General features: G+C 73.5%; 20 protein-coding genes and 1 riboswitch. Of the genes, 16 read left to right on the top strand and 4 right to left on the bottom strand.

Translation table 11 applies throughout. From position 1 onward, the window contains the following. Nucleotides 1–24: 24 nt before the first annotated feature. Nucleotides 25–915: an RNA polymerase sigma-70 factor gene (locus tag P4R38_RS07865; RefSeq protein WP_277191775.1), complete on the bottom strand. Its 891-nt coding sequence runs from the start codon at nt 913–915 to the stop codon at nt 25–27. A 223-nt stretch (nt 916–1,138) separates the two neighbouring features. On the opposite strand from P4R38_RS07865, the gene mihF reads away from it, so the two are divergent. The 7 genes from mihF (at nt 1,139) to P4R38_RS07830 (ending at nt 7,751) form a co-directional block, all read left to right on the top strand. After that, nucleotides 1,139–1,456 (top strand): integration host factor, actinobacterial type, encoded by a 318-nt coding sequence (gene mihF / locus P4R38_RS07860; RefSeq protein WP_275238579.1) that lies wholly within the window; start codon nt 1,139–1,141, stop codon nt 1,454–1,456. A 7-nt stretch (nt 1,457–1,463) separates the two neighbouring features. Continuing rightward, a complete protein-coding gene (gene gmk, locus P4R38_RS07855) occupies nt 1,464–2,036 on the top strand; it encodes a guanylate kinase (RefSeq protein WP_277191774.1) in 573 nt (190 codons plus the stop codon). 15 nt (nt 2,037–2,051) lie between these two features. Continuing rightward, nucleotides 2,052–2,315: a DNA-directed RNA polymerase subunit omega gene (gene rpoZ, locus P4R38_RS07850; protein WP_275238577.1), complete on the top strand. Its 264-nt coding sequence runs from the start codon at nt 2,052–2,054 to the stop codon at nt 2,313–2,315. Nucleotides 2,316–2,343: 28 nt separating this feature from the next. Then, on the top strand, nt 2,344–3,561 hold the full coding sequence (gene coaBC, locus P4R38_RS07845; RefSeq protein ID WP_277191773.1) for a bifunctional phosphopantothenoylcysteine decarboxylase/phosphopantothenate--cysteine ligase CoaBC: 1,218 nt from the start codon (nt 2,344–2,346) through the stop codon (nt 3,559–3,561). A 56-nt stretch (nt 3,562–3,617) separates the two neighbouring features. Next, nucleotides 3,618–4,838, top strand: coding sequence for a methionine adenosyltransferase (metK, locus tag P4R38_RS07840; RefSeq protein WP_275238575.1), 1,221 nt, complete (start codon nt 3,618–3,620; stop codon nt 4,836–4,838). A gap of 103 nt (nt 4,839–4,941) precedes the next feature. Continuing rightward, complete coding sequence (locus tag P4R38_RS07835) at nt 4,942–7,008, top strand: primosomal protein N' (protein WP_277191770.1); 2,067 nt, start codon at nt 4,942–4,944, stop codon at nt 7,006–7,008. Between the two features lie 44 nt (nt 7,009–7,052). Continuing rightward, nucleotides 7,053–7,751, top strand: a complete 699-nt coding sequence (locus P4R38_RS07830; protein ID WP_277191768.1) for an HAD family hydrolase — start codon at nt 7,053–7,055, stop codon at nt 7,749–7,751. 3 nt (nt 7,752–7,754) lie between these two features. On the opposite strand, the gene P4R38_RS07825 is transcribed toward P4R38_RS07830, so the two are convergent. After that, complete coding sequence (locus P4R38_RS07825; protein WP_277191766.1) at nt 7,755–9,287, bottom strand: hypothetical protein; 1,533 nt, start codon at nt 9,285–9,287, stop codon at nt 7,755–7,757. A 178-nt stretch (nt 9,288–9,465) separates the two neighbouring features. Between P4R38_RS07825 and def the strand changes: the two genes are divergently transcribed. Genes def through rpe form a run of 4 tightly spaced genes read left to right on the top strand, consistent with a single transcriptional unit; the run spans nt 9,466 to nt 13,095 of the window. Next, on the top strand, nt 9,466–9,975 hold the full coding sequence (gene def, locus P4R38_RS07820) for a peptide deformylase (RefSeq protein WP_277191763.1): 510 nt from the start codon (nt 9,466–9,468) through the stop codon (nt 9,973–9,975). Continuing rightward, nucleotides 9,976–10,908 (top strand): methionyl-tRNA formyltransferase, encoded by a 933-nt coding sequence (fmt, locus tag P4R38_RS07815; protein WP_277191761.1) that lies wholly within the window; start codon nt 9,976–9,978, stop codon nt 10,906–10,908. Continuing rightward, on the top strand, nt 10,901–12,418 hold the full coding sequence (locus P4R38_RS07810) for a transcription antitermination factor NusB (protein WP_277191759.1): 1,518 nt from the start codon (nt 10,901–10,903) through the stop codon (nt 12,416–12,418). Before fmt ends, P4R38_RS07810 begins: the two co-directional genes overlap by 8 nt. 20 nt (nt 12,419–12,438) lie before the next feature. After that, a complete protein-coding gene (gene rpe / locus P4R38_RS07805) occupies nt 12,439–13,095 on the top strand; it encodes a ribulose-phosphate 3-epimerase (RefSeq protein WP_277191823.1) in 657 nt (218 codons plus the stop codon). A gap of 10 nt (nt 13,096–13,105) precedes the next feature. Here rpe and glf read toward each other — a convergent pair whose 3' ends face one another. After that, entirely contained in the window at nt 13,106–14,239 is a 1,134-nt protein-coding gene (glf, locus tag P4R38_RS07800) for a UDP-galactopyranose mutase (protein ID WP_277191756.1), read from the bottom strand. Then, nucleotides 14,239–15,273: a glycosyltransferase gene (locus P4R38_RS07795; RefSeq protein WP_277191754.1), complete on the bottom strand. Its 1,035-nt coding sequence runs from the start codon at nt 15,271–15,273 to the stop codon at nt 14,239–14,241. Before P4R38_RS07795 ends, glf begins: the two co-directional genes overlap by 1 nt. Nucleotides 15,274–15,457: 184 nt before the next feature. Further along, nucleotides 15,458–15,589, top strand: a riboswitch (FMN riboswitch). A 158-nt stretch (nt 15,590–15,747) separates the two neighbouring features. Between P4R38_RS07795 and ribD the strand changes: the two genes are divergently transcribed. The 5 genes from ribD to ribH are packed head-to-tail and all read left to right on the top strand — an operon-like array spanning nt 15,748 to nt 19,763. Further along, nucleotides 15,748–16,770: a bifunctional diaminohydroxyphosphoribosylaminopyrimidine deaminase/5-amino-6-(5-phosphoribosylamino)uracil reductase RibD gene (gene ribD / locus P4R38_RS07790; RefSeq protein ID WP_277191752.1), complete on the top strand. Its 1,023-nt coding sequence runs from the start codon at nt 15,748–15,750 to the stop codon at nt 16,768–16,770. Further along, nucleotides 16,770–17,381, top strand: a complete 612-nt coding sequence (locus P4R38_RS07785) for a riboflavin synthase (protein ID WP_277191750.1) — start codon at nt 16,770–16,772, stop codon at nt 17,379–17,381. Before ribD ends, P4R38_RS07785 begins: the two co-directional genes overlap by 1 nt. Further along, nucleotides 17,378–18,082, top strand: a complete 705-nt coding sequence (locus tag P4R38_RS07780) for a nicotinamide mononucleotide transporter family protein (protein ID WP_275238564.1) — start codon at nt 17,378–17,380, stop codon at nt 18,080–18,082. Before P4R38_RS07785 ends, P4R38_RS07780 begins: the two co-directional genes overlap by 4 nt. Next, complete coding sequence (gene ribB / locus P4R38_RS07775) at nt 18,079–19,293, top strand: 3,4-dihydroxy-2-butanone-4-phosphate synthase (protein ID WP_277191748.1); 1,215 nt, start codon at nt 18,079–18,081, stop codon at nt 19,291–19,293. The genes P4R38_RS07780 and ribB overlap by 4 nt, the downstream gene beginning before the upstream one ends. Beyond that, nucleotides 19,290–19,763 carry a 6,7-dimethyl-8-ribityllumazine synthase gene (gene ribH, locus P4R38_RS07770; protein ID WP_277191746.1) on the top strand — a complete coding sequence of 158 codons (474 nt, stop codon included), beginning with the start codon at nt 19,290–19,292 and terminating at the stop codon, nt 19,761–19,763. The genes ribB and ribH overlap by 4 nt, the downstream gene beginning before the upstream one ends. The last annotated feature ends 2 nt before the right edge of the window (nt 19,764–19,765 follow it).

Genomic DNA, 19,765 nt, shown 5'->3' with positions numbered 1-19,765 from the left:
CGGCCCGGGGCCTGCGGCCGCCGCTCAGTGGTTGCGGACCGCGGTGAGCTTGTGCGGGTTGCGCACGAGGTGAAGCGCGGTGATGCCGCTCTCCTCGACGGTGAGGAAGCAGACGGTGTCCAGCTCGTCACCGCGTGCCACGACGATCGCCGACTCGCCGTTGACGCGCAGGACGTCGACGGTGACCGAGTCGTCCATGCCCTTCTGCGCCACCCCGGCGATGAAGCGCGACACGTTGTCCGAACCCTGCACCGGACGCAGCGCCGCCTGGCGCAGCCCGCCGCCGTCGGTCACCAGGACGACATCGGGGGCGAGCAGGCCGAGCAGGGCGCTGACGTCGCCGGTGGCGGCCGCCGCGACGAACTGGTCGGTGACCTGACGGTGACGCACCTGGTCGACCACCCGCCGCGGACGGCGGGCGGCGACGTGGGCCCGCGCCCGGTGCCCGAGCTGGCGGGCCGCGGCGTCCGAGCGGTCGATGGCGGTGGCGACCTCGGCGTACGTCAGGCCGAAGACGTCGTGCAGCACGAACGTGGCGCGCTCCAGCGGCGTCAGCGTCTCCAGCACCACCATCATCGCCATCGACACCGACTCCGAGAGCTCGACCGACGCCTCGACGTCCATGTCGTCGCTCGGCTCGGGGAGCCACGGACCGATGTAGTCCTCACGCCGGTTGCGCTGCTGGCGAAGGCGGTTCAGGGCCAGGCGGGTGGTGACGGTCAGCAGGTAGGCGACGGGGTCGCGTACCTCGTCGCGGTCCACGGTCGACCAGCGCAGCCACGCGTCCTGGACGACGTCCTCGGCGTCCGCGACCGTGCCGACGATGCGGTACGCCGCACCGACGAGTCGGGGGCGCGCCTGCATGAACTCCTCCGCGAGGCGGGTCGAGGGCTTCTCCTGGTCGAGCTCGGTCATGCGTCCTCCCGTGGCCGTGACGATCGTGTCATGGAGGTGGACCCCGCCCGCACGACCGGGTGTGACAGCGCGATCCGACGCTCTCGGGCCCGCCGCCGGGCACCGCGCAGCCGCCCGCGTTGCCTCACCTGACGATCACTCGCTAGGTTCCGGTAGAGCCCTTCTCCCCGCGACGGACGCCTGCCCGGTGTCCGCGCGTTCGCCCGACCATAGGAGTCCGCCCGTGGCCCTTCCGCCCTTGACCCCCGAGCAACGTGCGGAGGCGCTGGAGAAGGCGGCGCGGGCGCGCCGGGAGCGGGCGGCGGTGAAGAACCGCCTGAAGTACGCCCAGGGCTCGCTGCGGGACGTGATCGAGTCCGGTCGCGAGAACGAGGTCATCGGCAAGATGAAGGTGTCCGCGCTGCTGGAGTCGATGCCCGGGGTCGGGCGGGTGCGCGCCCGCCAGATCATGGAGGAGATCGGCATCTCCGAGAGCCGTCGCGTCCGTGGCCTCGGCGCCAACCAGATCAGCGCGCTGCTCGGCCGCTTCGAAGGAGCCTGACCCGCTCGTGTCTGCTGAGGTACCCGGTCGGCTGGTCGTCCTGGCCGGCCCGACCGCTGTCGGTAAGGGCACCGTCGCCGCCTACGTCCGGGAGAACTTCCCCGAGGTGTGGCTGTCGGTGTCCGCCACCACCCGCCCGCCCCGACCCGGCGAGGTCGACGGGGTCCACTACTTCTTCGTCTCGGACGCGGAGTTCCAGCGGATGGCCGACGAGGGCGAGCTGCTGGAGTACGCCGTCGTGCACGGCCGCGCGAGCTACGGCACGCCCCGCCGCCCGGTGCTGGACGCGATCGCCCGCGGCCGGCTGCCCCTGCTAGAGATCGACCTGCAGGGCGCCCGGCAGGTCAAGGAGCGGATGCCCGAGGCGTACCTGGTCTTCCTCGAGCCCCCGAGCTGGGAGGAGCTGGTCCGCCGGCTGGTCGGCCGGGGCACCGAGACGGCCGACGAGCAGGACGTCCGGCTGCAGACCGCGCGGGCCGAGCTGGCGGCCGTCGACGAGTTCGACACCACCATCGTCAACGACGACGTTCGGCGTGCGGCCGAGGAACTCGTATCATTGATGCGCAAACCCACCCACTGAAAGCGAGACCTCTTCGTGTCTGGCACCCAGGCCGCCCCCGAGGGCATCACCAACCCGCCGATCGACGACCTCCTGGAGGTCGCCGACTCCAAGTACGCACTGGTCATCTACTCGGCCAAGCGTGCGCGGCAGATCAACGCCTACTACTCCCAGCTGTCCGAGGGCCTGCTGGAGTACGTCGGCCCGCTCGTCGACAGCCAGGTCAACGACAAGCCGCTGTCCGTCGCGCTGCGGGAGATCAACGACCGTCTGCTGACGATGGAGAAGCAGGAGGCCTGAGGCTCCACGGCCTCGGCTCCGACCTCCCATGCGGATCGTCCTCGGCGTCGGCGGCGGAATCGCGGCGTACAAGGTCGCGTCGCTGCTGCGCCGTTTCACCGAGTCCGGGTACGACGTGACGGTCGTCCCGACCGCGGCCGCCCTGCAGTTCGTCGGTGAACCGACCTGGGCGGCGCTGTCCGGCAAGCCGGTGAGCACCGATGTGTGGACCGACGTCCACGAGGTGCCGCACGTGCGGATCGGCCAGCAGGCCGACCTGGTGGTCGTCGCTCCGGCGACCGCCGACCTGCTCGCCAAGGCCGCTCACGGCCTCGCCGACGACCTGCTGACCAGCACCCTGCTCACCGCCCGGTGCCCTGTCGTGATGGCGCCGGCGATGCACACCGAGATGTGGCAGCACCCCGCCACGGCGGCCAACGTGGCGACGCTGCGCAGCCGCGGTGTCCACGTGATGGACACCGCCTCGGGGCGGCTCACCGGTGCCGACACCGGTCCCGGCCGGCTTCCCGAGCCGGAGGACATCGCGGCGTACTGCCAGCAGGTCCTGAGCGCGCCGGCGGACGACGCGCTCACCGGCGTGCACGTGGTCGTCACCGCCGGAGGCACCCGCGAGCCCCTGGACCCGGTGCGGTACCTCGGCAACCGCTCCAGCGGCAAGCAGGGGTACGCCATCGCCGACGCGGCCGCGCGCCGCGGGGCGAAGGTCACGCTGATCTCCACCTCGACCCTGCCGACGCCCGCCGGCGTCGACCTCGTCACGGTCGAGACCGCGCTCCAGCTGCAGGAGCAGGTGACCGCGGTCCGGGCCGACGTCGTGGTCATGGCGGCCGCCGTCGCGGACTTCCGCCCCGCCGAGGCGGCCGGGACCAAGATCAAGAAGACCCACGACCCGGCCGACCCCGACGCCGCGCCCACCGTGCGGCTGGTGCGCAACCCCGACATCCTCGCCGAGCTGGTGCGCCAGCGCGGCGACTGCGCCCGTCCCGTCCTGGTGGGGTTCGCCGCCGAGACCGGCGACGAGCACGGCGACCTGCTCAGCTACGCCCGCGCCAAGCTCGAGCGCAAGGGCTGCGACCTGCTGGTGGCCAACCAGGTCGGCGACGGACTGACCTTCGGACAGGACCACACGACCGTCCACCTGCTGCGCCGAGGCAGCCCCGAGGTGACCACCGTCGGTCCGGCGACCAAGGCCGAGGTGGCCGCCGCGCTCTGGGATGCCGTCATCCCGCTGCTCCACACGTCCTAGACTCCCCGCGACGTGGTTCGCCACGTTCTGCGCCGCTGCAACCGACAGGAGAACCCGTGGCACGTCTGTTCACGTCCGAGTCCGTCACCGAGGGACACCCCGACAAGATCTGTGACCAGATCAGCGACTCGATCCTCGACGCGATGCTCGAGCAGGACCCGAGCGCCCGCGTGGCGGTCGAGACCATGGTCACCACGGGTCTGGTGCACGTGGCCGGTGAGGTCACCACCAGCGGGTACGTCGACATCGCCAAGATCGTCCGCGAGACGATCGTCGGCATCGGCTACGACTCCTCGGCCAAGGGCTTCGACGGCCACTCCTGCGGGGTGTCGATCTCCATCGGTCAGCAGAGCCCGGACATCGCCCAGGGCGTCGACACCGCCCACGAGCGTCGTACCTCCGGCGCCGACCACGCCTACGACCAGCAGGGCGCGGGCGACCAGGGCCTGATGTTCGGGTACGCCTGCGACGACACCGCCGAGCTGATGCCGCTGCCGATCCACCTCGCGCACCGGCTCTCCGAGCGCCTCACCCAGGTGCGCAAGGACGGCCAGCTGGCCTACCTGCGTCCCGACGGCAAGACCCAGGTCACCATCGGCTACGAGGGTGACAAGGCCGTCTCCCTGGACACCGTGGTGCTGTCGACCCAGCACGCCGAGGACATCTCGCTGGACACCCTGCTCGAGCCGGACATCAAGAAGTTCGTCATCGACCCGGTGCTGGAGGACCTCGCGCGCGAGGGGAGCACGCTGGACGCCACGGGGTACAAGAGCTACATCAACCCGACGGGCAAGTTCGTCATCGGCGGCCCGATGGGTGACGCCGGCCTGACCGGTCGCAAGATCATCGTCGACACCTACGGCGGCATGGCCCGCCACGGTGGCGGCGCCTTCTCCGGCAAGGACCCCTCGAAGGTCGACCGCTCCGCGGCGTACACCATGCGCTGGGTCGCCAAGAACGTCGTCGCCGCCGGACTCGCCACGCGCTGCGAGGTGCAGGTCGCCTACGCCATCGGCAAGGCCCAGCCGGTCGGTCTGTACGTCGAGACGTTCGGCACCGAGACCGCGCCGCTGGACAAGATCCAGCAGGCGATCAGCACGGTCTTCGACCTGCGCCCGGCAGCGCTGATCCACGAGCTGGACCTGCTGCGCCCGATCTACAAGCCGACCGCCGCCTACGGTCACTTCGGCCGGACCACGGCCGAGGGAGTGGAGCGTCCCTTCACCTGGGAGCAGACCGACAAGGTCGAGGCCCTGCAGAAGGCCGTGCGCGGCTGATCCACTCCGTCGACGACGCCGTCCTGCCGTGTGGCGGGGCGGCGTCGTCGTGTCCGCACACCCCGTGCCGCCGGTGTCGCCCGCGGAGGGTAGAACTGCGGCCATGAGTCCGCAGGAGCCGGCCCAGGCAGCCCCGGAGCAGCTCGCGCTGCTGCGGGGCGCCGTCCCGTCGGCGCCGCCTCGTGACGACGGTCCGCAGCTCGCGCCGACCCGGCCCGTCGCGGTCGTCCACGTCGACACCGGACTGCCGCACCTGGACCGCCCGTTCGAGTACGTCGTGCCGGCCGAGCTGGACGAGGCCGCGCAGCCGGGTTGCCGGCTGAAGGTCCGGTTCGCGGGCAAGGACGTCGACGGCTACCTGCTGGAGCGCCGCGACCAGGCGGAGCACACCGGCCGGCTCGCCCCGCTGCGGCGGGTGGTGAGCACCGAGCCCGTCCTCACCCCTCGTACGCTCGCCGTGTGCCGCACGATCGCGGAGCGCTACGCCGGCACTCTCGGCGACGTGCTGCGCCTGGCGATCCCGCCACGGCACGCGCGCGCGGAGAAGGCCCTGCCGCTGGAGCCGGCCGAGCGCGCCCGCACTCCCGAGCCGACCGGCGCGCCCTGGCAGCGGTACGTCGCAGGGCCCGCGCTGCTGACCCGCATCGGGGCGGGGGAGTCGCCAGCCGCCTCCTGGATCGCCCGGCCGACGACCGACCCGGCGCTGGACTGGCCGGCGGCGCTCGCCGACCTGGCGCTGGCCACCCTGCGCTCGGGGCGGGGGGTCGTGCTGGTCGCCCCCGACGGCCGGGACGTCGACCGGCTGGACGCCGCTCTGACGCAGCGGCTGGGCGCCGGGCAGCACGTACGCCTCGGGGCCGAGCAGGGGCCGCAGGCGCGGTACACCGCGTGGTTGAAGGTCCTGCGCGGCCACGTGCGCTGCGTCGTCGGGACCCGGGCGGCGGCGTACGCGCCGGTCCAGGACCTCGGCCTGCTCGCCTGCTGGGACGATGGGGATGATGCGCTGAGCGAGCCCCGCGCGCCGTACCCGCACACCCGCGACGTGCTGGCGGTGCGCGCCGAGCTGGAGGGCGCGGCCCTCGTGCTCGGCGGGTTCACCCGGTCGGTGCCGGTGCAGGCCTGGCTCGGCGCCGGGCGGGTGCGCGGTGTGGAGGCACCTCGGGGCCGGTCCGACCTGCCGCGGGTCGTCGTCGCCGGAGACGACATCGACATCGAGCGCACCGGTCCGGCGGCCCGGGCCCATCTCCCTTCCCGGGCCTGGGAGGCCGCGCGGGCCGCACTCGCCCGCGGCCCGGTGCTGGTCCAGGTCCCGCGCCGCGGCTACCTGCCGGCACTGTCCTGCCAGCGCTGCCGGACCCCCGCGCGGTGCGCGCACTGCCACGGACCGCTGGCGCTGGACGCCGCCGGCCGACGTCCGGTCTGCCGGTGGTGCGGTCGGGTGGAGGGCGCCTTCTGCTGCCCGGAGTGCGAGAGCACCCAGCTGCGGTCGACGGTGGTCGGTGCCCGGCGTACGGCCGAGGAGCTCGGTCGGGCGTTCCCCGGGGTCCCCCTGCACCGGTCGGGAGCCGGTGAGGTGGTCGACGACGTGGGCTCGGCGCCCGCGCTGGTCGTCGCGACGCCGGGCGCGGAGCCGCTGGCGGACGGTGGGTACGCGGCGACGCTGCTGCTGGACGCCTGGGCGCTGCTGGAGCGACCGGTGCTGGAGGCGCAGGCCGAGACGCTGCGCCGCTGGACGGCGGCCGCCGCGCTCACCCGGCCCGGTCCGGACGGCGTCGTCGTGGTGTGCGGCGCGCCGTCCCACGCGACCGTGCCGGCCGTCGAGGCGCTGGTGCGCTGGGCTCCGGCGTGGTTCGCCGACCGGGAGCTGCGGGAGCGCGCCGAGCTGCAGCTGCCGCCGGCGCAGTGGGTCGCCGAGCTGACCGGGCCGAGGCTCGCGCTCGCCGACGCGCTGAGGGAGCTGGACCTGCCGGGCGAGGCGGAGGTGCTGGGCCCGCTCCCGTCACTGCGCCGTGACGACGCCGGCGACCAGCAGCGGGCCCTGCTGCGCTGCCCGTACCCCGTGGCCCCGGACGTCCTGACGGCCCTGCGGTCGATGCGCGCGGCCCGCAGCGCCCACAAGGAGCTCGCGTCGATCGGCGTGCGCGTCGACCCCGACCCCTCGCTGCTGTAGGCCCCGGCGGGCCGGTCGTCGCAGGAGACTGGTTGGCTGGCGGCATGAGCCACCCGCCGCAGGGACCCGTGGACGCACCCTTCGTCATCGACCTGGACGACGACGTCGCTCCGAACCCGGTCGATGCCGTCGTCTTCGACCTCGGCAACGTCCTGATCCGGTGGGATCCCGCACCGGCGATCGCGGCCGAGGTCGGGCCGGAGCGGGCCGCGGCGTTCCTGGCGGATCCTGCCTTCGACTTCGCCGCCTGGAACCACATCCAGGACGCCGGGCGCCCCTGGGAGGACGCGGAGCGGCTCGCCGTCCAGGAGCACCCGCACCTCGAGCAGGAGATCCTCGCCTACCGGACGCACTTCTCCAAGGCGCTGCTCGGGCCCGTCGAGGACACCGTGGCGGTCCTGCGCGACCTGCACGCCCAGGACGTCCCGCTGGTGGCGCTGACCAACTGGTCGGAGGAGCTGTTCCCGCAGGCGCTGGAGCGCTTCGAATTCCTGGACCTGTTCGAGGACATCATCGTCTCCGGTGAGGAGGGCCTGGCCAAGCCGGACGCGGAGATCTTCGAGGTCCTCGCCGACCGCATCCGGCACCTGGGCGGGCTGGACGACTGCATCTTCGTCGACGACAGCGAGGCCAACGTGCAGGCGGCGATCGCGGCCGGCCTCGACGGCATCCTGTTCACCGACACGGGGCACCTGCGCGAGGACCTCATCGTGCGGGGTCTGCCGCTGCAGCCGCAGCGCTGAGACTCAGGCCCGCACGGCGGCACCGTGCCGCTGCCACCACCGGCACCGCTCGCGGATGTCGGTGGGGATCGTCTCCGCGCGCGCCCACTCGCCCAGCGCGGGGTGGGCGGCCATGCCGGCCGCGTACCGCACGGCGGCGTCCGGGACTCCTCCGAGGGTGGACGCCGCGAGCAGGTCGACCTCAGGAGGCACCCCGCACGCGTGGGTGAGCGCCGTGAGCGCCGCCTGCCGGACGTCGTCGCGCTCGTGCCCGGTCAGGGCGAGGAGGTCGGCGGCGTGCTCCTCGGTCGCGAGGTAGGACAGCAGGATCGCTGCGCCGGCCCACGCGGGGGTGCGCGGCTGCTCACGCAGCGCGGTCAGCGCGACGTCGGCGACGGCGGTGCGGTACGGGCTGGCCATCAGCAGCAGGCACGCGTGGTGGCGCAGCTCGATCCGGTCGTGCACGTGCACCTCGTGCAGCAGCCGCCGCAGCACCGGGTCACGGGGCAGCCCGGTGGCCTCCTGCGCCGCGCGCTCGTACCGCGACGTGTCGACCTGGACGAGGGTCGGGAGCGTCCGGCGCGGCGAGGGAGCCTGGGACGGCGGCGTGGTCCGGCGCCGCAGCACCGCCAGCCCCTCCTCCCGCTCCGACTCCGGCAGCCGGACGATCAGGCGGCGAGCCAGCCGGGCGTCGTCCACCGACCCCGCGCACAGCGCACCGATGAGCTGGCGCAGGCGCGGCCGTAGCGTGTGCGGGAAGCTGCCCATCCGGATCTGGTTGGCCAGCGCCGCGGTGGCGCCGGCGCGAACGCGTCCGACGGGGTCGGCGCCGAGCGTCAGCAGCTCGGGTGCGGTCTGCTCGGCGAGCCCCTCACCGAGCAGGCTGATCGCGTCGATGACCGGCTCCACCCCGGGGACGGCGACGAAGTCCAGCACGGTGTCGACCAGCACCTGGGCGTAGATCGGGTGGTCGGCCAGGTGGCACAGCGCCTGGTACCGGGTGACGTAGGCGACGCCGCAGGCGCGCACCATCTCACCGAGCAGGGTCGCGGTGAGCTGCCGGACGATGGCCACGGGCACCATCGCCCCGGGCACGTGGTCCCAGTAGGAGGTGAGCCCGAACCAGTCGCCCCCCGTCGTCGCCTGGTGGCTGACCGCGTCGTACACCGTGTCGAGCAGCTGCTGGCCGCCGCCGAGGGCGCGGGCCCGCTGCAGCGGCGAGCGTCCGGAGGAGAAGATCGAGCGGCCCAGGCCCTCACAAGTCGACTGGAGCTGACCGGAAGGGAGCCCGAGGACCTGCTCGTACCCGGCCAGCACGGCCAGGGTCATCGGCTGGTGGGCGTTCTCCCACAGCGACACCTTGGTGCTGCTCGCACCGACGCCGGCCTCGCGCATCCGCTGGGCGAACGCGACCTGCTTGCTGACCGCAGGGTCCGCCGAGGCACACCGAGACACCCGCGCCAGCCAGGCGACCCGGGTGCGCAGGTCGACGGCCGGCGCGTCCAGGTCCGAGGCGTCGCCCAGGATCTGCGCGGGCCGGCCAGGGCCACGAGTCATCAGATCCACCTCCCCACCCACGGGCACTCCGACGACCTGGGCCGAACATTACGCGCTCCGCACCTGGCGCGGCCGGGTTTGTGATGCGAGATCACTAGAGTGAGGACCCGTCCCCCTGCATCTCCTGCCGTGAGGCCGCCTGTTGTCTGTTCAACCCATCCGCCTGATCGGTGACCCCGTGCTGCGTACCCCGGCGGTCCCGGTAACCGACTTCGACACCGAGCTGCGCCGGCTCGTCCGGGACCTCGAGGAGACCATGCTCGCGGCCCCCGGCGCCGGGCTGGCCGCTCCGCAGATCGGGGTCGGCCTGCGCGTGTTCACCTACGTCGTCGACGGTGCGGTCGGTCACCTGGTCAACCCCGTGCTGGAGCTGTCCGAGGAGATCGAGTGCGGCCCCGAGGGCTGCCTGTCCATCCCGGACCTCGTCTTCGACACCCCGCGGGCCCTGCGCACCGTGGCGCGCGGCTTCGACATGCACGGCGAGCCGGTCACGATCGAGGGCTCGCACCGGCTGGCGCGCTGCCTGCAGCACGAGACCGACCACCTGGACGGCATCCTGTTCGTGGACCGGCTGGACCGTGAGGCGCGGCGGCTGGCCCTGAAGGAGATCCGAGACGCGGAGTGGGCCGGTCTGCCCGGCCCGATCGTGCGGGAGAGCCCGCACCCGACGTACGGGCGGGCGGTCTAGATGCGGGTGGTGTTCGCGGGGACCCCACAGGTGGCCCTCCCGTCCCTGGACGCGCTGCTGGCCTCCCGCCACGAGGTCGCCGCCGTGATCACGCGCCCGGACGCCCGGGCCGGCCGCGGGCGAAGGTCCGCGCTGTCGCCCGTCCGGGCCCGCGCCGAGGAGGCGGGGCTGGAGGTCCTGACACCTGACCGGCCCTCCGACCCGCAGTTCCAGCAGCGGCTGCGCGAGCTGGAGCCGCAGGTGTGCCCGGTCGTCGCGTACGGCGCCCTGGTGCCCCGCAGCGCGCTGGGCATCCCCGAGTACGGCTGGGTCAACCTGCACTTCTCGCTGCTGCCGGCCTGGCGCGGCGCCGCACCCGTGCAGCACGCGGTCATCAACGGTGACGCGATGACGGGTGCGTCCACGTTCGTCCTGGAGGAGGGCATGGACACCGGCCCCGTCATCGGCACCCTGACCGAGCCCGTACGCGCGACGGACACCAGCGGCGACCTGCTGGACCGCCTGGCCACGGCCGGCGCAGGCTTGCTCGTCGCCTCCCTGGACGCGATCGAGGAGGGGCGGGCAGCGCCTGTCGCGCAGCCGGCGGAAGGGGTGTCGATGGCTCCCAAGCTGACGGTCGAGGACGGCGAGATCCGCTGGCGGCAGCCGGCCTTCGCCGTCGACCGGCGGGTCCGCGGGTGCACCCCGGCACCCGGCGCATGGACCACCTTCCGCGGCGAGCGGCTGAAGGTCGCTCCGGTCGAGCCCGTGGAGACCGCGGACCCGACGCTCGCACCCGGCGAGATCCACGCCGGCAAGCGCGAGGTGCTCGTCGGCACCGCAACGACCCCGGTCCGGCTGGGCGAGGTCCAGCCGCCGGGTAGACGAGCGATGGCGGCGGCCGACTGGGCCCGCGGCTCCCGTATCGAGGCACAGGAGGTGCTCGGTGGCTGACGACTCCCACGAGCGCGGGTTCCGCAACGCCCGCGGCCGGCAGCGTCCGGACGTCCGCCGTTCCGGCAACCGGTCACGGTCGGCGAGCCGGCCCGCGGAGCGACGCCGCGAGGGCGACCCGGCGCGGCGTGCGGCGTACGACGTCATGCGCGCGGTCGAACGTGGCGCGTACGCGAACCTCGAGCTGCCGCGGATCCTGCGCAACGCCGGTCTGACCGGCCGTGACGCGGCGTTCGCGACCGAGCTGACCTACGGCGCGATCCGGATGCACGGGCTGTACGACCCGGTGATCGAGCTCGCCGCCGGACGTCCGGTCGGTCAGATCGACCCGCCCGTCCTGGCCACCGCCCGCCTCGGCGTCCACCAGCTGCTCGGGATGCGGGTCCCCCCGCACGCGGCCGCCTCGGAGACCGTGGCGCTCGCTCGCAGTGTCAACGGCGCCGGGGCCGCGGGTTTCGTGAACGCGGTGCTGCGCCGCGCCAGCGAGCGGTCCCGCGAGGAGTGGGTCGCGGAGGTGACCGCCGGCCGCGAGCGCGCCGACGCGCTCGCCGTCGAGTACTCCCACCCCGTGTGGGTGGTCCGGGCGCTGCGCTCGGCACTGCTCGGTCACGGGGCCTCGGACGCGGAGGCTGTCGACGCCGACCTGGTCGGGCTGCTCGCCGCCGACAACGACCCGCCCCGCGTCTCCCTGGTCGCCCGGCCCGGCCTGGCCGATGTCGGTGAGCTGCTGGAGGCCGGCGCCGAGGCGTCCGAGCTCTCACCGGTCGGCGCCGTCCTGCCCGGGGGAGACCCCGCCTCGATCGCCGCGGTCCGTCAGACGCGCGCGGCCGTCCAGGACGAGGGTTCGCAGCTGCTGGCGCTCGCCCTCGCCGCCGCCCACGTGGACGACGTGGGCGACGAGGGCGAGCAGTGGCTCGACCTGTGCGCCGGCCCAGGCGGCAAGTCCGCGCTGCTGGCCGTCCTGGCCCAGCAGCAGGGTGCGGTCCTGTTCGCCAACGAGGTCAGCGAGCACCGCACCGAGCTGGTCCGCAGCACCCTGCGCGCCGCCATCGACGCCGGTGCCGAGGTGATGATCGGCACGGGCGACGGACGCGACCTCGGTCAGGAGGAGCCCGACACCTACGACCGGGTGCTCGTCGACGCGCCGTGCACCGGCCTCGGTGCGCTGCGTCGCCGTCCGGAGGCCCGCTGGCGCCGCAGCGCCTCCGACGTCTCCGACCTCGCGGCCCTCCAGCGCGAGCTGCTGACCTCGGCGATCGACGCGACCCGGCCGGGCGGGGTGATCGGCTACGCGACGTGCAGCCCGCACCTGGCCGAGACCACCACCGTCGTCGCCGACGTCCTCGGCGGGCGCTCCGACGTCGTCCAGGAGGACGCGCGTCCGCTGTTCCGGGACGCCCGCGGTGCTCAGGTCGACGGGCTGGGCGACGGTCCCTCGGTGCAGCTGTGGCCGCACCTGCACGGCACCGACGCCATGTTCTTCGCCCTCATCCGCAAGACCGCCCCGTGACCGAAGGGACCTCCCCGTTGCTGCAGATCTCGCCGAGCATCCTGTCGGCCGACTTCGCCAACCTCGAGCGTGAGCTCGACCGGATCGGCAACGCCGACTGGGCCCACGTCGACGTGATGGACGCCCACTTCGTCCCGAACCTCACGCTGGGCCTCCCGGTCGTCGAGGCGCTGCAGAAGGTCAGCCCGATCCCGCTGGACTGCCACCTGATGATCGAGGACCCCGACCGGTGGGCGCCCTCGTACGCCGAGGCCGGGGCGGGCTCGGTCACCTTCCACGTCGAGGCCGCGCAGGACCCCGTACGGCTGGCGCGAGCGCTGCGGTCCGCCGGTGCGCGGGCGGCCATGGCGCTCAAGCCGGGGACGCCGTTCGCGCCGTACGAGGACCTGCTGCCCGAGCTGGACATGGTGCTGGTCATGACGGTGGAGCCCGGGTTCGGCGGCCAGTCGTTCATGGCCGACCAGATGCCCAAGGTCACGCAGGTGCGCGAGGCCGTCCGGCGGCACGGCGGCGAGGTCTGGATCCAGGTCGACGGCGGGGTGTCCGCATCGACCATCGAGCAGTGCGCCGAGGCCGGCGCGGACGTGTTCGTGGCGGGCTCGGCGGTCTACGGAGCCGACGACGCGGCGGCTGCCGTGGACCGGCTGCGGGAGCTGGCCCGGAGCCACACCCACTGACGGCGGCCGACTACAGCCGGTCGGCCAGAGTCAGCGCGGACGCGATGGCCATGTGCATGTCGAGGTACTGGTAGGAACCGAGCCGTCCGCCGAAGGTGACCCCGGGCTCGGCTCGAGCGGCGGCTCGGTAGCGCAGCAGCGCGGCGCGGTCTGCCGTCGAGCTCACCGGGTAGTACGGCTCGTCCGCACGCGTTGCCCGCCGGGAGAACTCGCGCGCGATGACGGTGCGGTCCCGTGGGTAGGACCGCTCGGGGTGAAGGTGGCGGAACTCGTGGATCCGGGTGAACGCCGTGTCGGCGTCGGCGTAGTTCATGACGCTCGTCCCCTGGAAGTCCCCGACCGGGTGCACCTCGAACTCCAGGTCGAGGGTCCGCCAGGACAGCTCGCCCTCGGCGTGGTCGAAGTACGCGTCCAGGGGCCCGGTGTAGACGACCGGGACCCGCCCGGCGACCGCGGCCCTGCTGACCGGCTGGGTGGGGTCCAGGAAGTCGGTGCCGAGCCGGACCTCGATGCGCGGGTCGTCGACCATCCGCTCCGCCCACGCGGTGTACCCGTCGACGGGAACCCCCTGATAGCGGTCCTCGAAGTAGCAGTCCTCGTAGTCGAAGCGCAGCGGCAGCCGGCTGAGCACCGACGCCGGCAGCAGCCGTGGATCGGTCCGCCATTGCTTGGCTGTGTAGTCGCGGACGAACGCCTCGTACAGCGGGCGGCCGAGCAGGGCGATGGCGCGCGTCTCCAGGTCGCGCGCGGCCGCCGGGTCGGACGCCCCCGCCTGCGCTCGGATCAGCGCGCGGGCGTCGTCCGGGCGCAGGGCGGTGCGGAAGAACTGGTTGATCGTGGCCAGGTTGACCGGCATGGGGAAGACCTCGCCGCGGTGCACGGTCCGGACGCGGTGCCGGTACGCCGTGAAGCGGGTGAACCGGTTGACGTACGCCCACACCCCTTCGTTGGAGGTGTGGAACACGTGCGTGCCGTACCGGTGCACCTCGATGCCGGTGGCGGCGTCCACCTCGCTGAAGCAGTTGCCGCCGATGACCGGACGGCGGTCGACGAGCAGGACGCGCCGGCCGCGCTGGACGGCCATCCGCTCGGCGACCGTCAGCCCGAACAGGCCGGCACCCACGACGACCAGGTCGACGTCCATCAGCGCAGCACCTCACGGGTCGCCTGCTCGAGCCGGCGCAGGCCCCCGAGGCGGCGCAGCTCGGGCAGCTCGGTCATCAGCCGCAGGAACTGCCGGCTCCACAGCGCGTAGTCGGGGAAGCGCTGGATGCGGCGGGCGAAGCCCTTCTTGCGCCACGACCAGGGCTTCACCCCGGCGAAGTGCAGGCCGCGGCCGAGCTCGACCGACGGGTACCCGTAGAAGAGCGAGTAGCGCGGATCGAGGCTCGTCCAGCGGCCGGACCAGTAGAGGGTGGCCGCCTGCTGGTCGGTCCAGGCCCACCGGTCGCACACCAGCTCGCGCACCGGGCCCCGCCCCACCCACCGCATGAAGTCCTCGAAGGTGGACTGCGACGGCTCGAGCACGAGCAGGGAGGCGTTGATGCCGTAGTTCGCGGGATCGAGGGCGACCCGGTCGGTGATCTCCCGCGGTACCGGAGATCCCGGCGGACACACGTCCCGGTAGACGTCGTGCCAGACCCACTCGCCGGTCCGCGCCGCGTCCCGTCGGGGTATGAGGCGGCCGTCCGCGTCGATCTCCGCCATGTGGTGGCGGTGCTCGTTCACGATGCCCGCGGGCGCCGGGACGTCCCACAGCCGCTCGAAGTCGCGGACGGGCAGGAGATCCGCGTCGAGGCTGACGATCGTGTCGTACGCGCAGCCGAGGTCCCCGTCGGGGCCGAGCCGGAGGGCGGCGAAGCGGGTGAGTGCGGCGGCGCGAACGCGGGCGGAGCCGGTGCGGCCTGCTCCGGGCGACGACCTGCCCGGTTCGGCCGGGACGGGGATCTTGTCGACCTGCAGCACCGTGTCGTAGAGGACGCTCAACGCGTCGCGGGCGCTGTCGGACACCTCCTCGGTGACCAGGCAGACCCGGTCGGAGCGGCTGCCCTGGCGCCGCAGGCCGTAGGCGGTCATCAGGCAGCCGGGCAGGTAGCTGTCGTTGAACATCAGGAACGTGACGAAGGCCCGGCGGCCCGGGCGGTCGCGCTCGGCGCGCGAGGAGATGGAGGTAGGCATGAGCACATCCGGTCGAAGGCCGACTGCGGCGCCTGCCGAGTCGACGTGGTGAGGGGGACGGGACGGCTCACTGCTCCATGACCAGGACCCTGGCACCGGGACCCCGCGCGATCAACGGAATTTCGCCCCCGGGCGCTCGCGGTGGAGAGCACGTGTCACGCGGGTGCATACTGGGGGGTAGCAGTACGTGCTCCGGGGTCGGTGTAATTCCGAGCCGGCGGTGACAGTCCGCGACCCGCACGCCTCTTACAGGCGAGCGGTTGACCTGGTGGAACTCCAGGACCGACGGTGAAAGTCCGGATGGGAGGCGCACGTGACGGGCGTCCTCTCGACGTCCGTCTGCCGGTGATGTCCGGTCGCGAGGTGTCGCGACCTGGCGAAGGCTCGGGCTGTCCCGACCCTCGCACGTCACTCGTCCACCCCGGGGCTCGCCCGATTGCGAGCGAGAGGGAGTGGACCCGGATGGTCCCGCAGATGCAGCGCCAGGACGCGGCGCTGCTCGCGCGCGCCGTCGAGCTGGCGACGCGCGGCCCTGCCGCCGATGCGAATCCCCGCGTCGGCGCCGTGGTCCTCGCGAGCGACGGCACGGTCGCCGGCGAGGGCTGGCACGAGGGCGCCGGCACGCCGCACGCCGAGGTGATGGCCCTGCGAGCCTCCGGCGAGCGGGCGCGCGGTGGCACCGCGTACGTCAGCCTCGAGCCCTGCGCCCACCAGGGCCGCACCCCGCCGTGCGTCGACGCGCTGCGCACCGCCGGTGTCGCCCGGGTCGTCTACGCCGCGCCGGACGCGAACCCCGATGCGCGGGGCGGCGCAGCCCGACTGAGCGACCTCGGGGTCGAGGTGAGCGGCCCGGTGCCGGGTACCGGAGCCGAGGAGCTCAACGAGCACTGGGCCTTCTCGGTCCGTCACGAGCGTCCCTTCGTCACCTGGAAGGTCGGCGCCACCCTCGACGGACGGGTCGCCGCCGCCGACGGGACCAGTCGCTGGATCACCGGCGCGGCGTCGCGAGCCGACGTCCACCGGCGCCGTGCGAGCGCCGGGGCGATCCTCGTCGGTACGGGCACCGTGCTGGCCGACGACCCCGCCCTGACGGTGCGGGACTCAGCCGACCGCCCGGCCGACCGGCAGCCGGTGCGGGTGGTGATGGGGGAGCGGGACGTCCCCGCCGCCGCGCGCGTCCGCGGGCCGGGCGACCTGTGGCACGCGCGCACGCGTGACCCCGCCGTCGTGCTGAAGACCCTGCACGACCGGCAGATTCGTCACCTGTGGCTCGAAGGCGGCCCGGTCGTGGCCGCCGCGTTCCTGAGCGCCGGCCTCGTCGACGAGGTGCTCGTCTACCTCGCTCCCACCCTCCTCGGCGCCGGCCCCTCGCTCGTCGCCTCTCTCGGCGTGCCCACCCTGGCCGCCGCCCACCACCTCGAGCTGCTCGACGTCGAGCGGCTCGACCAGGACGTCCGGCTGCGCCTGCGGCCGCGACCCGTCGAAGGAGTTCGCTGATGTTCACCGGAATCGTCGAGGAGCTCGGCACCGTCGAGCGCATCGAGCCAGGCGCGGACTCCGCGGTGCTGGCGCTGCGGGGCGCGCAGGTCACGACCGACGCCGTCCACGGTGCGTCCATCTCGGTCAACGGGGTGTGCCTCACGGTCGTGCGTGTCGCGGACGAGGTCTTCGAGGTCGACGTGATGGCCGAGACCCTGCGGCGCAGCTCCCTCGGCGCCCTGGAGCTCGGGGACCGCGTCAACCTCGAGCGCGCCATGCCCGCGGACGGCCGCTTCGGCGGTCACGTCGTGCAGGGTCACGTCGACGGCACCGCCCGCATCCTCGACCGGGAGCCGGGGGACCGGTGGGAGGTCGTGACGTTCGAGCTGCCGCCGGAGCTGGCGCGCTACGTCGTCGAGAAGGGCTCGATCACGGTCGACGGCATCTCGCTGACCGTCTCCTCCGTCGCGCACGACCGGTTCGCCGTCTCCCTCATCCCCACCACGCTCGAGCTGACGACGCTGGGCCGCAAGCAGGTCGGCGACCCGGTCAACCTCGAGGTGGACGTCATCGCCAAGTACGTCGAGCGCCTGATGACGCCCGGCACCCGGGAAGGAGCCCTCGCGTGAACGTGCTCGAGCACCTCTTCGAGGCACAGCTGACCATCGGCGAGCAGCACATCCTGTGGCGCGAGATCATCGGCAACGCCTTCGGCTTCGCCTCGGCCGTCGGCGGCCTGCGCCGCCGGGTGTGGGCGTGGCCGGTCGGCATCGTCGGCAACGCGCTGCTGTTCACCGTCTTCTTCGGCGTCGCCTTCTCCAACCCGCAGGGCGAGACGCTGTTCGGGCAGGCCGCCCGGCAGATCTTCTTCATCGTCACCTCGGTGTACGGCTGGTGGCGCTGGAACCAGTCGCGCCGGCTGCGTGGCAAGGACGCCCCAGCGATCACCCCGCGGTGGGCGACCGCGGGCGAGCGCGCCGCGTACCTCGCCGTGTGGGTCGCGGGCGTCCTGGTGAGCCAGTGGATCTTCGCCAGCATCGGCGCCGGCTGGCCGGCTCCGCGCTGGTATTACTGGGCCGACGCCTGGATCTTCGTCGGTTCGATGGTCGCGACGTACGCGATGGCGCGGGGCTGGAACGACTTCTGGCTGGCCTGGATCGGCGTCGACCTGGTCGGGATCCCGCTGCTGATCCACTCCAAGTTCTACCCCTCCGCCGTGCTGTACGCCGTCTACTCGGCCCTGGTGATCTACGGCTTCGTCGTGTGGCTGCGGGTGTCGCGCAGCGCCGAGCGGGCGGACTCGGCCGAGCCGGTCGGAGCGCCGTCATGACGCGGGCCACGATCGAGCAGGCGCTGCACGCGCTGCGGCTGGGCCGACCGGTCCTGGTGCTGGACGACGAGGACCGCGAGAACGAGGGCGACGTCGTCCTCGCGGCCGCGACGGCTACCGAGGAGTGGGTCGGCTGGGCCGTGCGCCACGGATCAGGGCTGATCTGCGCCCCGATGACGGACGAGGTCGCCGACCGGCTCGCGCTGCCGCTGATGGTGGGCCGGAACGAGGACTCGCTGCGGACCGCGTACACCGTGACGGTGGACGCGGCGGCCGGCGTCACGACCGGGATCAGCGCCGCCGACCGGACGCGCACGCTGCAGGTGCTCGCCGATGCGTCAGCCGGTCCCACCGACGTCATCCGTCCGGGCCACGTGCTGCCGCTGCGCGCCCGTCCCGGCGGCGTGCTGGCCCGGCCCGGTCACACCGAGGCCGCCGTCGACCTGTGCCGGCTCGCCGGGCTGGCGCCGGTCGGGGCGATCGTCGAGCTGGTGCACGACGACGGCTCGATGATGCGCGCGCCGGCGGTGCACGCGCTCGCCGAGGAGCGCGACCTGCCGGTCATCACGATCGAGCAGCTCATCACGTGGCGGCAGCGGAACGACCGGGTGCAGCGGGTCGCCCGGACGGTGCTGCCGACCGAGCACGGCTCGTTCGACCTGGTGGCCTACACCGACCGTCTCACCGGCTCCGAGGTGCTGGCGCTCGTGTCGCCGCGGGGCATCGGCGAGGGCGCGGTGCTCACCCGGCTGCACTCCGAGTGCCTGACGGGCGACGCACTCGGCTCGCAGCGGTGCGACTGCGGCCCGCAGCTGCAGGCGGCCATGGCCCGCGTCGCCGCCGAGGGCGGTGTCGTCGTCTACGTGCGCGGCCACGAAGGCCGCGGTGTCGGCCTGGTCGACAAGCTGCGCGCGTACGAGCTGCAGGACGCCGGCCGCGACACCGTCGACGCCCAGATCGACCTCGGCCTCCCGGTGGACGCCCGCGAGTTCCACGCGGCCACCGCGGTGCTCGCCGACCTCGGGGTCGAGAGCGTGCGGCTGCTGACCAACAACCCCGCCAAGGTCGAGGCCGTCACCGGCGCCGGCCTGACCGTGCACGACGTCGTCCCCCTCGTCGTCGGCACCGGTGCGCACAACGCGCACTACCTGCGGACCAAGCGTGACCGACTCGGCCACACCATCACCCACCCCCGAGGAGCAGTCTCATGAGCGGTGCTGGAGCGCCGACCCTGTCCGTCACCGCACCGGAGCTGAAGGTCGCCGTGGTGGCCGCCTCCTGGCACACGACCGTCATGGACGGTCTGCTGGACGGCGCACGCCGTGCCCTCGCCGACGCCGGGATCGCCGACGCGCAAGTGACCGTAGTCCGCGTCCCCGGCAGCTTCGAGCTCGGCGTCGCGTGCGCCCGGCTCGCGCCGGCGTACGACGCGGTCGTCGCCCTCGGGGTCGTGATCCGCGGCAGCACGCCCCACTTCGACTACGTCTGCCAGGCGGCGACGTCCGCCCTGTCGGAGGTGTCGGTGCGGACCGGCACGCCCGTCGGGTTCGGGCTGCTCACCTGCGACACCGAGCAGCAGGCGCTCGACCGGGCCGGGCTCGAGGGCTCGGTCGAGGACAAGGGCCACGAGGCCGCGACCGCCGCGGTGGCGACCGCTGCGACCCTGAGGGGCCTGACGTAGCC

The organism is Luteipulveratus flavus, from assembly GCF_029439465.1.
Classification (GTDB): Bacteria; Actinomycetota; Actinomycetes; order Actinomycetales; family Dermatophilaceae; genus Luteipulveratus; species Luteipulveratus flavus.
Note: the sequence above shows the minus strand (reverse complement) of the source record. Positions and strands in the feature narration are given on the sequence as shown.

What these genes read in the sequence shown, in the direction of transcription:
- P4R38_RS07865 (WP_277191775.1), bottom strand. Translation starts at nt 915, where the DNA reads ATGACCGAGCTCGACCAGGAGAAGCCCTCGACCCGCCTCGCGGAGGAG.
- coaBC (WP_277191773.1), top strand. Translation starts at nt 2,344, where the DNA reads ATGCGGATCGTCCTCGGCGTCGGCGGCGGAATCGCGGCGTACAAGGTC.
- P4R38_RS07835 (WP_277191770.1), top strand. Translation starts at nt 4,942, where the DNA reads ATGAGTCCGCAGGAGCCGGCCCAGGCAGCCCCGGAGCAGCTCGCGCTG.
- P4R38_RS07830 (WP_277191768.1), top strand. Translation starts at nt 7,053, where the DNA reads ATGAGCCACCCGCCGCAGGGACCCGTGGACGCACCCTTCGTCATCGAC.
- P4R38_RS07825 (WP_277191766.1), bottom strand. Translation starts at nt 9,287, where the DNA reads ATGACTCGTGGCCCTGGCCGGCCCGCGCAGATCCTGGGCGACGCCTCG.
- fmt (WP_277191761.1), top strand. Translation starts at nt 9,976, where the DNA reads ATGCGGGTGGTGTTCGCGGGGACCCCACAGGTGGCCCTCCCGTCCCTG.
- glf (WP_277191756.1), bottom strand. Translation starts at nt 14,239, where the DNA reads ATGGACGTCGACCTGGTCGTCGTGGGTGCCGGCCTGTTCGGGCTGACG.
- P4R38_RS07795 (WP_277191754.1), bottom strand. Translation starts at nt 15,273, where the DNA reads ATGCCTACCTCCATCTCCTCGCGCGCCGAGCGCGACCGCCCGGGCCGC.
- ribD (WP_277191752.1), top strand. Translation starts at nt 15,748, where the DNA reads ATGCAGCGCCAGGACGCGGCGCTGCTCGCGCGCGCCGTCGAGCTGGCG.
- P4R38_RS07785 (WP_277191750.1), top strand. Translation starts at nt 16,770, where the DNA reads ATGTTCACCGGAATCGTCGAGGAGCTCGGCACCGTCGAGCGCATCGAG.
- ribB (WP_277191748.1), top strand. Translation starts at nt 18,079, where the DNA reads ATGACGCGGGCCACGATCGAGCAGGCGCTGCACGCGCTGCGGCTGGGC.
- ribH (WP_277191746.1), top strand. Translation starts at nt 19,290, where the DNA reads ATGAGCGGTGCTGGAGCGCCGACCCTGTCCGTCACCGCACCGGAGCTG.